This window comes from Stenotrophomonas sp. Steno-C17, assembly GCF_056393165.1.
This window is the reverse complement of record NZ_JBWJPD010000006.1, coordinates 18,514-33,463: the sequence shown is the minus strand read 5'-3', so window position 1 is coordinate 33,463 and position 14,950 is coordinate 18,514. Positions and strand designations below refer to the sequence as shown.

Genomic DNA, 14,950 nt, shown 5'->3' with positions numbered 1-14,950 from the left:
GCAGCTTACTCCGAGCCGGCCAGCTGGCGCTGCCCGGCCATCAACATGGCGTCGCTGGAGGCCTGGAACACCCGCAGCCCGAAGGCCGGCAGGATGGCCAGCAGGTGGTCGAAAATGTCCGACTGCACCGCCTCGTACTCGGCCCAGGCCGTGCTGCGGGTGAAGCAGTACAGCTCCAGCGGCAGGCCTTCGGTGGTCGGCTGCAGCTGGCGCACCAGCAGGGTCATGTCCTGGTGGATGCCGGGGTGGTTGCGCAGATAGCGCTCCACGTACACGCGGAAGGTGCCCAGGTTGGTCACCCGGCGGCTGTTCACGTCAGCCATGCCCTGCTCGCGCAGGCGCCCGTTCCACTGCCCCAGCTCCTGTTCCTTCTGCTGCAGGTAGTCGCCCAGCAGGGCGAACTGACCCAGGAACTGCAGGTCGCCGTCATCCAGGAAGCCCACGCTGTGCTGGTCCAGGTACAGCGCGCGCTTGATCCGGCGGCCACCGGCTTCCTGCATGCCACGCCAGTTCTTGAACGACTCGGTCACCAGCTTCTTGGTCGGAATGGTGGTGATGGTCTTGTCGAAGTTCTGCACGGTGATGGTATGCAGGGCGATGTCGATCACGTCGCCATCAGCGTTCTGGCTGGGCATTTCGATCCAGTCGCCAATGCGCACGCGGCCATCGCCACTGATCTGCACGCTGGCCACCAGCGACAGGATGGTGTCCTGGAAGATCAGCATCAGCACCGCGGTGGCCGCACCCAGGCCGGTCACCAGCGGCCCCAGCTTCACCCCCAGCAGGGTGGCCAGGATCGACAGACCGGCGGCCACGAACACCACGATCTTGACCACCTGCAGGTAGCCCTTGATCGGCTTGTTGCGGGCATCGGGCTTGCGCTCGTACAGGTCGTTGGCCGCGTCCAGCGCATGCGACACCGCCAGCGCCAGGGTCAGCACCGCCCAGGCGGTACACAGTGCCACCACGCCGCTCACCAGGCGCGGCGGCAGATCGGGAATCAGCGCCACGCCCGAGGCGATCACCTGGCTGGGCACCACGTTGGACAGGCGCGCAATCACCCGCATCAGGTGGCTGCCTCGGCCGGTATCGGCACCCGGCAGGCGGCTGATCAGCCGTCGCAGGCCGCGCAGCAGGATGCGCTTGGTCACCCAGTTGGCCAGGCCGGCGGCGATCAGCAGCGCCGAAATCATCAACGCCAGGTAGGCGCCGGGATAGGGTTCCAGTGTGTTCTGCAGCTGGTCCAGCCACTGTACCGCCACCACCGCGTCCACCATCAGTTGTCTCCTTGTTGCTGTGTCATGCAGGCCGGCCCGCGGCCGGCGGAAAAACCCGCGCTCGTCAGTCGCGCGAACGTTCGATGATCACACCCACCGCGCGCGCGCCGCGCACCGCGCCGGGCTTGCTCAGCTTCAGCCGCAGCCACTTCACCTCGAACTCGTCCAGCACGATCTGCGCGCAGCGCTCGGCCAGGGTTTCGACCAGGCCGAACTCCGATTCGCGCACGAACTGCTCCAGGCGCTTGCTGACCGCCTTGTAGTTCAGGGTATGGGCGATGTCATCGCTGGCGGCCGGGCGACGGTTGTCAAAGCCCATTTCCAGATCGAACACCAGGTCCTGGCGGATACGCCGTTCCCAGTCGTAGATACCGATCAGGGCGTCGATGGTCAGCCCTTCGATGAAAACCTTGTCCATTGCGGTTACCAGCCGAATACAGACAGCCATGGTACCGGCACGGCGGTGAGCCTGCCCGGAACGGGGGGATGCGTCGGAAAAAACAAAGGGCCCCGCTAGCAGGGCCCTTTGGTACTACCGTTTGTCCCCGGGGGGAGCTGTTGAACAGCCGCGGATCCCGGTGGCGCAGGCCAACAGGTTAGGCGGGGACCAGATTGTCGGTCAAGGCTGATTCCGACAACACAGCTCGGCGGGTTATCCAAGTCGAAAAGCAGAGAATCGGCCACACAGGGAACGACGTTCCCTGATGGCGGTGGCCGCCGCCTGCGCCCAACATCGATCTCTCCTTCACCACCGCCCTTCACGATGGCTCCCTACGATGCACTAAGGCGCGCGTTGTCAGCGGAGCGTCTGTCTACCTACGAGAGAATCGCATCTACCTGCAGCCCTGGAGTCACGGTCGAATCCCTGTACCTCTGGAACATGCGGATGTGCAGTGCACTGATGATGCCGGTCCACCTATGCGAAGTGGTCACCCGCAACGCTGCAGCATCCGCACTTGCCCGACAGCATGGGCCAAGGTGGCCGTGGAGCAGCGCCTTTCGACGCAGATTACCTACCTCATCCTGCGCGTCTGCCCTTTCAGCACTGGAACAGCTTGCCAGCCGCGCAACCGATACATCCGAGATCATTGCCAACCTGCCGATGGTGTTCTGGCAGCAGCTGTTCACTTGTCGCTTTGATTCCACACTGTGGATACCAGCACTCGGTGCGGTTCTACGCCATGCGCCTTCTGCTCACCCCAGTGTCATCAGAAAGGCCTTCCACGCAGACATTGGCCGCATCCGCCACCTGCGCAACCGCATCGCCCACCATGAACCCATCCTGGAGCGCGATATCGGTGCTGACCTGGCCGCGATCGGGCGGCTGATCCATGCGCGCTGCCCGCATACCCTGGGCTGGTTGCAGCGGCATGAGCGGGCGACGACGGTGCTGGCGGCATCGCCGTTGGCTGCCTAGCGGTAGCGCCGAGCCATGCTCGACTGCATCACCGCCTTTGTAGAGTCGAGCCATGCTCGACTGCATCAACAGCAGTCGAGCATGGCTCGACGCTACAGACAGAGGTTCACACCGCCGGCAGGGTCGCCATGTCCCAGCGCGGGGTGACCTCGACCTTCGGCGGGTTGTGCTGCCCGGCCTGCAGGCGCAGTGCGCCGGCGAAGGCGATCATCGCGCCGTTGTCGGTGCACAGCGCCGGGCGCGGGAAGCAGGCGCGGCCGCCCAGGCGTTCGGCCATCTGCTGCAGGCGCGCGCGCAGGCGCTTGTTGGCACCCACGCCGCCGGCCACCACGATCACGTTGGTGCCAGCCGCTTCCAGCGCGCGTTCGCACTTGATGCTCAGCGTTTCCACCACCGCATCTTCGAAGCCGCGGGCAATGTCGGCGCGGGTCTGCTCGCTCTGGTCACTGTCGCGCCAGGCCATCAGGACCTGGGTCTTCAGGCCGGAGAAGCTGAAATCCAGCCCCGGCCGGTCGGTCATCGGCCGCGCGAAGCGGTACACGCCGGGCGTGCCCTGCTCGGCCAGCCGGGCCAGCTGCGGGCCACCGGGGTACGGCAGGCCCATCATCTTGGCGGTCTTGTCGAAGGCCTCGCCGGCCGCGTCGTCCAGGGTTTCGCCCAGCAGGCGGTACTGGCCGATGGCATCCACCGCCACCAGCTGGGTATGGCCGCCGGACACCAGCAGGGCCACGAACGGGGCCTGCGGCGGGTCGTCTTCCATCAGCGGCGCCAGCAGGTGGCCTTCCATATGGTGTACGCCCACCGCCGGCACCTCCAGCGCCCAGGCCAGCGAACGGGCCACGCCCGCCCCCACCAGCAGGGCACCGACCAGGCCAGGGCCGGCCGTGTAGGCCACCCCGTCAATGTCGTCCACGCCCAGCCCGGCCTCGCCCAGGGTCTGGCGGATCAACGGCAGCAGCTTGCGGACGTGGTCACGGCTGGCCAGCTCAGGCACTACACCACCGTATTCGGCGTGCAGGGCGATCTGGCTGTAGACCGCATGGGCGCGCAGGGCCGCGCTGCCGGCCAGGTCGGTGTCATACACCGCCACGCCGGTCTCATCACAGGAAGATTCGATGCCAAGGACTCGCATGCCTGCTATTATGACGCCCCTGCCGGTCCCTCGGGGGCTGTGCAGAACCCTCTGCAATCGAACTACCGGCCCGTATTCAGGGTTGGCCGCTTGCAGTTTGTCTTTTCGCCGCTATAATGTGCGGCTCGCCGGGCGTGACCCGGTTCTACTGTGTCCCGGAGATTCCATGCCCAGCGTCAAAGTCCGCGAGAACGAGCCCTTCGAGTTTGCTCTTCGCCGCTTCAAGCGCACTTGCGAAAAGGCCGGTGTGCTGGCCGAAACCCGCAAGCGCGAGTTCTACGAAAAGCCGACCCAGGAGCGCAAGCGCAAGGCCGCCGCTGCTGTGAAGCGTCAGCTGCGCCGCTCGTCGCGCGACGTCACCAAGCGTCAGCGCCTGTACTGATCGGACGCATCTTCATTGCGGCGGGCTCGCCCTTCCGCAGTGGAGTCGAAGCCGGCACGCGCGAGCGTTGCCGGCTTTTTGCGTTTCCGGGCCCGGGCATCCGCCCCGCCCCACCACCACCACGAGGTTCCTCATGAGCATGAAGCAGCAGCTCACCGACGACATGAAGGCCGCCATGAAGGGCGGCGAGAAGCACAAGCTGGGCGTGATCCGCCTGATCAACGCCGCCATCAAGCAGAAGGAAGTGGACGAGCGCGTCGAGCTGGATGACACCGCCGTGATCGCCGTGCTGGACAAGATGGTCAAGCAGCGCAAGGACTCGGTCAGCCAGTACGAAGCCGCCAACCGCGAAGACCTGGCCGAGATCGAGCGCGCCGAGATCGTGGTGATCGAAGCCTACCTGCCGGCCAAGATGGGCGAGGCCGAGATCGTGGCCGCCATCCAGGCCGCCATGGCCGAGACCGGCGCCAGCAGCCCGGCCGACATCGGCAAGCTGATGGGCGCGCTGAAGCCGAAGCTCGCTGGCCAGGCCGACATGGGCCTGGTGTCCAAGCTGGTCAAGCAGCAGCTGTCCTGACACGGCCCTGGGGTCAGAGCCCTTTCGCGCGCGAAAGGGATCTGACCCCATCGCAGCATTCCCGGGGTCGGATCCCTTTCGCCACGCGAAAGGGCTCTGACCCCATCGCAGCATTCCCGGGGTCGGATCCCTTTCGCCACGCGAAAGGGCTCTGACCCCATCGCGGCCCCCGGCGCTTCACCACGCCTTCGACCCCCGGCTGCTACAACAGCCCCATGGTCGAACCGGCACCCCGCGTCCCCGTGAATCTGCAAAAGTACGTCCAGCGCCTGCAGGACAGTTTCCCGATGGCGGTTGGCAAGCGCTTCGTCGACATCGACGTGCTCACCCAGGCCGCCTCGGTCTCCTTCTACGCCCTGCTGTCGATGGCACCACTGCTGGTGCTGCTGCTGTGGCTGACCGCCTCGCTGTACCCACCCGCGCAGCAGGCCCTGGTCGAACAGATCAGTTCGGTGGCCGGCAGCAGTGCCGCCACGGTGGCCGAGACCGTGCTGAAGAACGCCGACAACCAGCCCGACGTGGGCTCGCTGGCCGGGCTGTGGAGCACCCTGCTGCTGTTCATCGGCGCCACGGCAGTGTTCGCCCAGCTGCAGAACGCACTGAACCTGATCTTCCGTACCAGCGGCGAACGCCTGGACGGCATCAAGGCCTGGCTGCGCAAGCGCGTGTTTTCCTTCGGCGTGGTGCTGGCGCTGGGCTTCCTGCTGATCCTGTCGATGACCGCCACCACCATGCTGCAGGTGGCCTTCGCACAGCTGCCGTCGGTGCTGCCGGCCATCGGGTACCTGACCAGCCTGCTGCTGTACGCGGCCGGCTTCGCCTTCATGTACCACTACCTGCCGGACCGCCGCGTGGCCTGGCGCCAGGCGTTCATCGGCGGCGTCATCACCTCGGCGCTGTTTGCGCTGGGCCGCTACGGCATCGGCGTGTACATCGCCACCGTGGCGCCGGGCAGCGCCTACGGGTCGATGGGTGCGCTGGTCATTTCGCTGGTCTGGATCTACTACGCCACCGTGGTGTTCTTCGTCGGTGCCTTGATGACCGCAGTGATCGACGAACGCCTGCGCGCGCGCAACCATCTGGCGCTGGCCGGCATCGATCCGGCCACGGCACAGGCAGATGCCCAGCACGGGGTAAACTAGGGGCACTGTCTGTTCCCCTGCGCGTGGCCCTGCCGGCCGCGCCCCTGCCCTGTTGCCCATGGCCCGTATCCCCGACGCATTCATCGACGACCTGCTGGCCCGCTCCGACATCGTCGAGGTGGTCGGCAGCCGCGTGCCGCTGAAGCGCCAGGGCAAGGAATACGCCGCCCGCTGCCCGTTCCACGATGAACGTTCGGCCTCGTTCACCGTTTCGCCCACCAAGCAGTTCTATCACTGCTTCGGCTGCGGCGCGCACGGTACCGCCATCAGCTTCCTGATGAACTACGACCGCCTCGAATTCCTCGATGCGGTGGACGAACTGGCCAAGCGCGCCGGCATGGAAGTGCCACGCAGCGAGAACCCGCGCAGCGCGCAACAGCAGGACGAAGGCCGCGAGTTGTATGCCGCGCTGGATGCGGCCATGAAGTTCTTCCAGAAGAACCTGGAGGGCAGCGACAAGGCGCGCGCCTACCTGGACGGCCGCGGCGTGGATGAAGAGAACCGTACCCGCTTCCAGATCGGCTACGCACCGGACGGCTACAGCGGGCTGCGCGATGCGCTGGGCAAGGACGAGCGCAAGATGAAGCTGCTCGACCGCGCCGGCCTGTTTTCCAAGAACGACCGCGGCCACGTCTACGACAAGTTCCGCGACCGGGTCATGTTCCCGATCTTCGATCGCCGTGGCCGGGTGATCGCCTTCGGTGGCCGCGTGTTCGAGAAGGACGACGGCCCCAAGTACCTCAATTCGCCGGAAACCGCGCTGTTCCACAAGGGCCGCGAACTGTACGGCCTGTGGCAGGTGCGCCAGGCGAACCAGAAGATCGAGCGGCTGATCGTGGTCGAGGGCTACATGGACGTGGTCTCGCTGTTCCAGTTCGGGGTCACCCAGGCGGTGGCCACGCTGGGCACCGCCACCACGCCCGACCACGCCGAGCTGCTGTTCCGCAACGCGCCGGACGTGTTCTTCTGCTTCGATGGCGACGCCGCTGGTCGTCGTGCCGGCTGGAAGGCGCTGGAATCGGTGCTGCCGCGCATGAAGGATGGCCGCCAGGCCTTCTTCCTGTTCCTGCCCGACGGCGAGGACCCGGACACCATCGTGCGCAAGGAAGGGGCCGAGGTCTTCAACGAGCGCCTGAAGCAGGCCACGCCGCTGTCGCAGTTCTTCTTCGATGAGCTGAGCCGCGAGATCAACCTGGGCACGCTGGACGGCAAGGCCCGCTTGGCCGAACGCGCCAAGCCAATGCTGGCGCAGATTCCCGATGGTGCCTTCGGCGACCTGATGAAGCAGCAGCTGGCGCAGCTGACCGGGTTGGGCGGTGGCAACGCGGCGGCAGCGCGCGCACCGATGCCACAGCGCGCGCCGCCCCGGCAGATCCAGCCCATCGCCAAGCGCAGCCTGGTGCGCGGTGCGATTGCCGTACTCCTGCAGCAGCCGTCGCTGGCACTGACGCTGGGCGGCAAGCACCACTTCCAGGGCCTGCGCCTGCCCGGGGTGGAACTGCTGCTGGAACTGCTGGGCCTGGTCGAACAGCGCCCGGACATCAGCACCGGCGCCCTGCTGGAACATTTCGACGGCCGCGAAGAGCAGGCCTCGCTGCACACACTGGCCGCGCAGACCCTGCCCGGCGATGACGCGGTGTGGACCCAGGAACTGCACGACGCGGTGGCCCAGCTGGAAAAACAACTGCTGGTGCAACGTCTGGACGAACTGCTGGCAAAGCAGCGCCAGCAGGGCCTGGACGATACTGACAAGTACGAACTGCGCGAGCTGCTGAAGGCCCGCGCCACCCTGCGCCTGTAGCGGCAGCCCCTGCACGGAGAGACCATGCTGCTGCGCCTGACCTGCCTGCTGTTGCTGTCGCTCTGCACGCCCATGGCCGCGCTGGCCGGGGAAAATCCGATCAGCGAGGTGCGCCCCGGCCTGCATGCCGGCGGCCAGCCCAGTGCCGCACAACTGCGGGCGCTGGCCGCGCAGGGCGTGCGCACGGTCATTGACCTGCGCCAGCCCGATGAGGACCGCGGCTTCGACGAAACCGCACAGGCCGAAGCGCTGGGCCTGCGTTATGTGCGCATTCCGGTGGCCGGCGCCGACGGTCTGGATGCAGCCAACGTGCGCGCCGTGCACCAGGCGCTGCAGCAGAGCCAGGGGCCGGTGCTGCTGCACTGCGCCTCGGGCAACCGCGCCGGTGCGGTACTGGCCCTGGTCACTGCCCGCTACGAACATGCCAGCCCGGACCAGGCCCTGCCGCTGGGCCAACGGGCGGGCCTGAAATCCCTCGAAGCCGCCACCCGCCAGCGCCTGGCGGAACCGGCCACTTCCCCCTGAACCCCACGTACCAAGGAGCCTGCCCACCATGACCCGCTGGTGGTCGCGCCTGCGACCGGACAACTTCACCCTCGCCCTGCTGTGCACCGTCGCCCTGGCCTCGCTGCTGCCGATGAAGGGCGCTGCCGCCATGGTGCTGGACGATGTCACCACCGTGGCCATCGCCGCCCTGTTCTTCCTGCACGGCGCACGCCTGCCACGCGAATCGATCATCGGCGGCATGCTGCACTGGCGGCTGCACCTGACCATCCTGGCCTGCACCTTCATCCTGTTCCCGCTGCTGGGGCTGATGTTCAAGCCGCTGTCGGGCTGGCTGCTGACCCCCGAGCTGTACATGGGGGTGCTGTTCCTGTGCACGCTGCCGTCCACCGTGCAGTCGTCCATTGCCTTTACCTCGATGGCGCGCGGCAATGTGCCGGCGGCAGTCTGCAGTGCCTCGCTGTCCAGCATCCTCGGCGTGTTCCTCACCCCGCTGCTGCTGACCGCGCTGGCCGGCACCTCCGGCGGTGTGCATGACCCGCTGCATGCGATCGGCGGCATCATGCTGCAGCTGCTGGTGCCGTTCGTGGCCGGCCACCTGCTGCGGCCGTGGATTGCCGGCTGGGTGGAAAAGCAGCGCGCCCTGCTGCGCTACACCGACCAGGCCACCATCCTGCTGGTGGTGTATTCGGCGTTCGGCGAAGCGGTGACCGAAGGGCTGTGGAGCAAGACGCCGCTGCTGTCGCTGTTCGCGGTGGCCGTGGTGGCCGCCGTGCTGCTGGGCATCGCCATGCCGCTCATCACCTTCCTGGCGCGCCGCCTGCACTTCAACCGCGAAGACGAGATCGCCATCGTGTTCTGCGGTTCGAAGAAGAGCCTGGCCACCGGCGTGCCGATCGCCAAGGTGTTGTTCGCCGGCGGCAGCCTGGGCGCCATCGTGCTGCCGGTGATGATCTACCACCAGATCCAGCTGATCGTCTGCGGTGTGATCGCCCAGCGGTATGCGCGGCGCGCGCCCTGACGGACGCGACGCCCATCCACGCCATGCGTGGATGGATGCGCTGCAGAACGGGGTCAGAGCCCCTTCGGGGATCTGACCCCGGGTTCACGGGTCAACCAGGGTGCCGACACTCAACTCCGGCATCCACACCCACAGGTCATACTGCCGGCCGGCTTCGGTATCGGCCTGCGGCGCGCGTGCAGCCTGATCGCGCAGCGGCAGCGCCTTGCAGCGGTCCAGGCAGGCCCAGAACTGCCCGCGCAGCGCCTCCAGGCGCACGCTGTACAGATCCAGATCCCGCAGCAGCGAGGCCATCGGCTGCATCTGCATTTCCGCCGGTGCGCCTTCGGGCCGCTGCAGCATCGCGTGGACGTTGCCAGCAAGCACCACCAGCCGCGCCCTGTCCGGCAGCCCCTGGTAGAGCCGTCGCACCTCCACCGCCATGCCTTCGTCGCGCGCCTGGTTGCCGTCGTCACTGCGGTCCACGTCGTAGCCGACGATCCCGATATCCCGCCCCTGTGCCTTCAGCGCGCGCAGGCGCTCGATCATCGCCAGCATGTCGCGGCTGCGGCGGCCATCGTGCTGGTCATCGTGCACGCGCCAGAAGGTGCGCTCGTGCAGGCGCTTGCCTGCGGCCGGGCCGCCATCGGAATCCAGGTAGTCGCGCAGCGCCGCATTCTCGGCGCGGGGCAGCTCCAACGCCAACAGCACCGGCGTGCCATCGCGGCTGTAGTCATCCACCAGCTGGCGCACCAGCAGCGGCGTCTGCCGGGTGCCGTGGTATTCGCCCAACACCAGCACGCGGTGCCCGGCGGCATGCTGGCGGATCTGCGCGGCGGTATCGTCGGCCTGCGCACTCACGGCCATGCCCAGCGCCAGCGTCAGCGCCGCGGTCCAGCGGAAGATCCAACGCATCCCTGCTCCTTCCTTTCCTTGGGGTCAGGAACAGCAATGGCGACGCCACGACCGCGGTTCAAGGTCGATCCACGGCATGCACCACCGTCAGGACGGGGTCAGAGCCCCTTCGGGGATCCGACCCCGAGGGTTACATCCAGGGCAGGATCCAGTGGTCCACCAGCAGGAAGGCGAACAGCGCCATCAGGTACACGATGGAGTACTGGAACATCTTCATCGAGAAGAACTCATCCGGCGGGCTCTGCATGCGCCAGGCGTACCAGAGGAACACGGCATTGAGCACGATCGCCCCGCCCAGGTAGAACGGCCCGCTCATGCCCACCAGGTACGGCACCACGCACACCAGCGCCAGCACCACCGAATAGGCCAGGATCTGCTTGCGCGTGTGCACCACGCCATGGGTGACCGGCAGCATGGGGATCTTCGCTTTGGCGTAGTCCTCGCGGCGGAAGATCGCCAGCGCCCAGAAGTGCGGCGGGGTCCAGATGAAGATGATCAGCACCAGCAGCGACGAATAGGCCCAGTCCGACGAGCCCTGCATGCCGGTGATCGCCGCCCAGCCCAGCATCGGCGGCATCGCGCCGGCCAGGCCGCCAATGACGATGTTCTGCGAGGTCGCCCGCTTCAGGTACACGGTGTAGATCACCGCATAGCCGATCAGCGAGGCGAAGGTCAGCACGGCGGTGATCCAGTTCACCCACAGCAGCAGGATCGCCATCGACAGCACGATCAGCACGCCGGCGAATACCAGCACCTGCCACGGCTTGACCTTGCCTACCACCAGCGGGCGCCACGACGTGCGCGCCATCTGCGCGTCGATATGCGCATCCAGCAGCTGGTTGATGGCGGCGGCGGCCGAAGCGGCCAGCCAGATGCCCAGGAAGCCCAGCGCACCGGCGCGTACCTGTTCCCAGCTGGGCACGCCCGGAATGGCCAGGACCATGCCGACCAGGGCGGTGAAGACGATCAGGGCCACGACCTTGGGCTTGGTCAGGTCCCAGTACTGGCGATAGTTGGAAAACATGCGATCAGTCCGGCGCGCGCAGGCGGGCCAGCAGGCTCACCAGCACGAACAACAGGGCAACGGCCACGCCGTTGTGGGCCACGGCCACCGCCAGCGGCAGGGCCAGCTTCACGTTCAGGATGCCCAGGGTGACCTGCAGCACCAGCAGCGCGACCAGTGCACTGGCCCAGCCGCGCATGCTGGGCAGGCGGAACAGGCGCAGGCCCAGCCACAGCAGGTAGCCGGCCACCACCAGGGCGAACAGGCGGTGCGCCATCTGGATGGCGATGCGCGAGGCGCCATCCAGCACGCCCCCTTCGTAATCCACGCCGATGCCGCGCCACAGGGTGAAGCCTTCGACGAAGTTGTGCTGCGGCCACCACTGGTTGGCACAGCGCGGGAAGTTGTCCAGCGACGCGCTGCCGCCACCGCAGGCCAGCGCGGCGTAATTGGCGCTGACCCAGCCGCCCAGGGCGATCTGGGTGACCAGCACCGCCACGCCGATGCGCAGCAGCCACTTCAGCTTCGGCGCTTCGGCCAGGGTGATCGGCAGGTGCGTTGCCCGCCATGCCATCCACACCAGCAGGCCGAACATCAGCATGCCGCCCAGCAGGTGGCCCATCACCACGATCGGCTTCAGCAGCAGGGTGACCGTCCACATGCCCAGCAGGGCCTGGAAGATCACCACCGCCAGGGTCAGCAGGGCCGCCCGCGCCAGGTCGATGTTGCCCCAGCGCAGCGCGGCGATCAGCAGGATCGCCTCACCCACCAGGGCCAGGCCGCTGGCCGTGCCATGCCAGCCCATCATGTACAGCGGTATGCCGGCGGCCACCAGCACGCAGGCGGTCACCACCGCCGTGCTGCCGAAGCGCCGCTTGCGGGTGGCCAGCAGGGCCAGGGTCAGGATCTCGATGCCCAGCGCGCCGGCCAGGAAACGGTGCACCTGCTCGCGCCAGGCCTTGTGGGTTTCCAGCGGACGGATCTCGGCAGCCGGATGGCCGATGGTTTCTTCCACGTGCTGCGGCCAGGTGGCCTGCCCATAGCAGGTCGGCCAGTCCGGGCAGCTCAGGCCAGCATCGGACAGGCGCACGAAGGCGCCGAACATGATCGTGCTGGCGGTCATGATCATGGCGAACCACGCCAGGCGGTGGAAATTACGGTGCAGCGCCGGACGCGCGGAAAGGCTCATCAAACGGGACTCACTTCAGTTTCAGCAACGTGGCCATGTCCTTGCGCAGGCCGCCCAGGTCACTGCCGGGGGCATGGCGCATGATCACGAAGCCGTTCGGATCGATCACATAGACCGGCAATCCGGCCGGATCGTCGGCACCGGGCAACGCCGCGCGCAGGGCGGGCGACGGCGCCAGTGGCCGCAGCGCGGGCAGCGCGGCGATCGGCGCCGGTGGCGTGCCCAGCCACAGAATCTCCACATTATCGGCGTTATGGCCGAACAGCTGCCACACCTTGCCCAGTCCCTGCGACAAAGTGACGCACTGCGCGTCGCAGGCACCGGCCGGCGCTACCAGCAGCCGCCAGGTGCGCGCCTCGGGGTTCCACGGGTAGGGCTGGCCGTTGGCCAGGGTCGGCGGCTGCTGGCGCAGGTCCACCGGCGGCTGCAGCAGTTGCCCGGCATTGCGGTGCCCGGTGGGCTGCCAGCCGGTGAAGCGCAGCACGGCGGCCAGCGCCATCGCCCCGAAGAACACGGCGAACAGCAGCAGCAGGGTGCGGCGGCCGGAACCACGTGCCTGCGGGGTAGTGGCGGTGTTCATGCGGGCATTTTCTCATGGTTGGGTGGAAGGAAGCGGCCGGCGCTCTGGTGGTCGGGGGAAAGGAAGCGGTCGGCGCTCTGGTAGCCCCCGACCTTGGTCGGGGGAAAGAGTGCCGGCCAAGGTCGGCACCCGCTGGAGCCGATCAATGCCGCCGCCGGCGCCATTCCAGCACCAGCGCCACCACCAGCACGGTCAGCGCCAGGCCGAACCACTGCACGGCGTAGCCCAGGTGGCGCTGCGGCGGCAGGGTGTTGGGCAGCAGGTCCAGATCGCGCTCGTCGCCGATCGGCAGCGCCGGTTCCAGCCGCAGCACGCGGTCGGGCAGCGCGGCCAGGCCCAGCGCGCTGGCCAGGCCATCGGCAGGGAGCCGGCTGGCCAGCCAGCGCCCGGGCAGGCCGGTTTCACTGAACGCAGGGCCCAGCGCAAGGCCCGCTGACGGCGGCGGCGCCAACAACCCGCGCACGGCCAGCGGCGCCGGCAGCGCGTCCAGCACCGGCAAGGTGCGGTCAGGCGGCAGCGCGCGCCAGCCCAGGTCCACCAGCAGCACGCTGCCACTGTCACTGCGGAACGGCCGGTACACCTTCACCCCGGCGCGGCCGTGGCGCATCTGGTTGTCCAGCAGCACCACGCCCGGCAGGAAGCGGCCATGGTCGGCCACCCCATGCAGCGCGCCGGGCGCCGCCAGCGCCTGCGCCAGCGGCAGGGCCTGCGCCACGGCCGGTCCCTGTGCATCCAGCAGCGCCTGCTTGGCGTGCATGCGCTGCAGCTGCCACAGGCCCAAGGCGGTGAAGCCGGCCATCGCCAGCAGTGCCAACAGCCAGCCGATCCAGCGCGTGTGCTGGCGCATCATGACAAGTCCACGCAAACGCGGTCAGATAGGCGCATCCACCCTGCCCCCGAGCCGCGCATGAGTGATTCGCTGAAGACCCTGCTGGTGATCGCGTTCCTGATCGTCATCGTCTGGAATCTGGGCGCCGGCCTGTACTACCTGCTGGTCGATCGCGGCCAGACCAAGCGCACGGTCAATGCGCTCACCCGCCGCATCGCCGTGTCGGTGGCCCTGATCGCGCTGGTGATCGTCAGCATCTACATGGGCTGGATCAAGCCACACGGCGTCGGCGGCTGACGGTACCTGCCGCTGCGCACTCAAAGGACGTAGACGAACAGGAACAGCATCAGCCACACCACGTCCACGAAGTGCCAGTACCACGCGGCGGCTTCGAAACCGAAGTGGTTGTCGCGGGTGAAGTGGCCCTTGGCCGAGCGCAGCCACATCACGATCAGCATGATCGTGCCCAGCAGCACGTGCGCACCGTGGAAGCCGGTCAGCATGAAGAACGTGGAACCGTAGATGCCCGAACCCAGGGTCAGGTTCAGTTCCTTGTAGGCGTGGATGTACTCCTCGGCCTGCAGGGTCAGGAAGAACGCGCCCAGCAGCACGGTCAGGCCCAGCCACACCAGCAGCTGGCGGCGGTGGCCGCCCTTCAGCGCGTGGTGGGCGATGGTCAGGGTCACACCGGAGGTGAGCAGGATCAGCGTGTTGATCAGCGGCAGGCCCCAGGCGGGAATGGTCTGGAACGCGCCGCCGATCGCGGCCGGCCCATTGGTCGGCCAGCCAGCCGAATAGCCCTGCCACAGCAGCTCGTTGGTCATCACCCCATCGCCTTCGCCGCTCAGCCACGGCAGGCCCAGGTTGCGGGTGTAGAACAGCGCGCCGAAGAAGGCACCGAAGAACATCACTTCGGAGAAGATGAACCAGACCATGCCCATGCGGAACGAGCCATCGACCTGGCGGTTGTAGTGCCCGGCCTGCGATTCGCGCACCACATCGCTGAACCACCAGAACAGGGTCAGCACCAGCATCGCCAGGCCGGCATAGAAGGTCCAGCGGCCCCAGCCGGCGTCGTTCAACCAGCTGGCCACGCCCACCATGGTCACCATCATCGCGATGGAGCCCACGAACGGCCAGCGGCTCTGGGCCGGGACGAAGTACACATTGGCGTCGTGCGGGGTCTGGGCCATGTCGGTTTC

Annotated in this window: 17 protein-coding genes; 8 read left to right on the top strand and 9 right to left on the bottom strand. The window is 67.5% G+C overall.

Annotated elements, in window-relative coordinates:
• Positions 1-5 precede the first annotated feature (5 nt).
• Positions 6-1,277, bottom strand: coding sequence for a mechanosensitive ion channel family protein (locus tag AC06FA_RS07260; protein ID WP_478067718.1), 1,272 nt, complete (start codon positions 1,275-1,277; stop codon positions 6-8).
• A 64-nt stretch (positions 1,278-1,341) separates the two neighbouring features.
• On the bottom strand, positions 1,342-1,695 hold the full coding sequence (folB, locus tag AC06FA_RS07255) for a dihydroneopterin aldolase (RefSeq protein ID WP_108751949.1): 354 nt from the start codon (positions 1,693-1,695) through the stop codon (positions 1,342-1,344).
• Positions 1,696-2,040: 345 nt separating this feature from the next.
• On the opposite strand from folB, the gene AC06FA_RS07250 reads away from it, so the two are divergent.
• A complete protein-coding gene (locus AC06FA_RS07250; protein ID WP_478067717.1) occupies positions 2,041-2,694 on the top strand; it encodes a hypothetical protein in 654 nt (217 codons plus the stop codon).
• A 106-nt stretch (positions 2,695-2,800) separates the two neighbouring features.
• Here the strand turns inward: AC06FA_RS07250 and tsaD are convergent, their stop codons facing one another.
• Complete coding sequence (gene tsaD / locus AC06FA_RS07245) at positions 2,801-3,826, bottom strand: tRNA (adenosine(37)-N6)-threonylcarbamoyltransferase complex transferase subunit TsaD (protein WP_108751947.1); 1,026 nt, start codon at positions 3,824-3,826, stop codon at positions 2,801-2,803.
• A gap of 166 nt (positions 3,827-3,992) precedes the next feature.
• On the opposite strand from tsaD, the gene rpsU reads away from it, so the two are divergent.
• From rpsU to AC06FA_RS07215, 6 genes are all read left to right on the top strand, one after another.
• Positions 3,993-4,208 carry a 30S ribosomal protein S21 gene (gene rpsU, locus AC06FA_RS07240; RefSeq protein WP_002808376.1) on the top strand — a complete coding sequence of 72 codons (216 nt, stop codon included), beginning with the start codon at positions 3,993-3,995 and terminating at the stop codon, positions 4,206-4,208.
• 133 nt (positions 4,209-4,341) lie between these two features.
• The gene (locus AC06FA_RS07235) at positions 4,342-4,785 is read left to right on the top strand and encodes a GatB/YqeY domain-containing protein (protein WP_312707514.1); all 444 of its coding nucleotides are present in this window, start codon (positions 4,342-4,344) and stop codon (positions 4,783-4,785) included.
• A 215-nt stretch (positions 4,786-5,000) separates the two neighbouring features.
• Positions 5,001-5,927 carry a YihY/virulence factor BrkB family protein gene (locus tag AC06FA_RS07230; RefSeq protein WP_478067716.1) on the top strand — a complete coding sequence of 309 codons (927 nt, stop codon included), beginning with the start codon at positions 5,001-5,003 and terminating at the stop codon, positions 5,925-5,927.
• A 58-nt stretch (positions 5,928-5,985) separates the two neighbouring features.
• The gene (dnaG, locus tag AC06FA_RS07225; protein ID WP_478067715.1) at positions 5,986-7,728 is read left to right on the top strand and encodes a DNA primase; all 1,743 of its coding nucleotides are present in this window, start codon (positions 5,986-5,988) and stop codon (positions 7,726-7,728) included.
• A gap of 24 nt (positions 7,729-7,752) precedes the next feature.
• Positions 7,753-8,253, top strand: coding sequence for a protein tyrosine phosphatase family protein (locus AC06FA_RS07220; protein ID WP_478067714.1), 501 nt, complete (start codon positions 7,753-7,755; stop codon positions 8,251-8,253).
• A 28-nt stretch (positions 8,254-8,281) separates the two neighbouring features.
• Positions 8,282-9,253, top strand: coding sequence for a bile acid:sodium symporter family protein (locus AC06FA_RS07215; RefSeq protein WP_478067713.1), 972 nt, complete (start codon positions 8,282-8,284; stop codon positions 9,251-9,253).
• A gap of 84 nt (positions 9,254-9,337) precedes the next feature.
• On the opposite strand, the gene AC06FA_RS07210 is transcribed toward AC06FA_RS07215, so the two are convergent.
• The 5 genes from AC06FA_RS07210 to AC06FA_RS07190 form a co-directional block, all read right to left on the bottom strand.
• Positions 9,338-10,147 (bottom strand): TraB/GumN family protein, encoded by an 810-nt coding sequence (locus AC06FA_RS07210; protein ID WP_478067712.1) that lies wholly within the window; start codon positions 10,145-10,147, stop codon positions 9,338-9,340.
• Positions 10,148-10,277: 130 nt separating this feature from the next.
• Complete coding sequence (gene cyoE, locus AC06FA_RS07205) at positions 10,278-11,171, bottom strand: heme o synthase (protein WP_108751942.1); 894 nt, start codon at positions 11,169-11,171, stop codon at positions 10,278-10,280.
• A gap of 4 nt (positions 11,172-11,175) precedes the next feature.
• Positions 11,176-12,339, bottom strand: a complete 1,164-nt coding sequence (locus AC06FA_RS07200) for a COX15/CtaA family protein (RefSeq protein WP_478067711.1) — start codon at positions 12,337-12,339, stop codon at positions 11,176-11,178.
• Positions 12,340-12,349: 10 nt separating this feature from the next.
• Positions 12,350-12,919: a hypothetical protein gene (locus AC06FA_RS07195; RefSeq protein WP_108751940.1), complete on the bottom strand. Its 570-nt coding sequence runs from the start codon at positions 12,917-12,919 to the stop codon at positions 12,350-12,352.
• A 142-nt stretch (positions 12,920-13,061) separates the two neighbouring features.
• Positions 13,062-13,769: an SURF1 family protein gene (locus AC06FA_RS07190; RefSeq protein ID WP_478067710.1), complete on the bottom strand. Its 708-nt coding sequence runs from the start codon at positions 13,767-13,769 to the stop codon at positions 13,062-13,064.
• 57 nt (positions 13,770-13,826) lie between these two features.
• Here AC06FA_RS07190 and AC06FA_RS07185 point away from each other — a divergent pair, with 57 nt between their 5' ends.
• Positions 13,827-14,045, top strand: a complete 219-nt coding sequence (locus AC06FA_RS07185; RefSeq protein WP_108748240.1) for a twin transmembrane helix small protein — start codon at positions 13,827-13,829, stop codon at positions 14,043-14,045.
• 20 nt (positions 14,046-14,065) lie between these two features.
• Here the strand turns inward: AC06FA_RS07185 and AC06FA_RS07180 are convergent, their stop codons facing one another.
• Positions 14,066-14,941 carry a cytochrome c oxidase subunit 3 gene (locus AC06FA_RS07180; protein ID WP_312707525.1) on the bottom strand — a complete coding sequence of 292 codons (876 nt, stop codon included), beginning with the start codon at positions 14,939-14,941 and terminating at the stop codon, positions 14,066-14,068.
• Between the last annotated feature and the right edge of the window lie 9 nt (positions 14,942-14,950).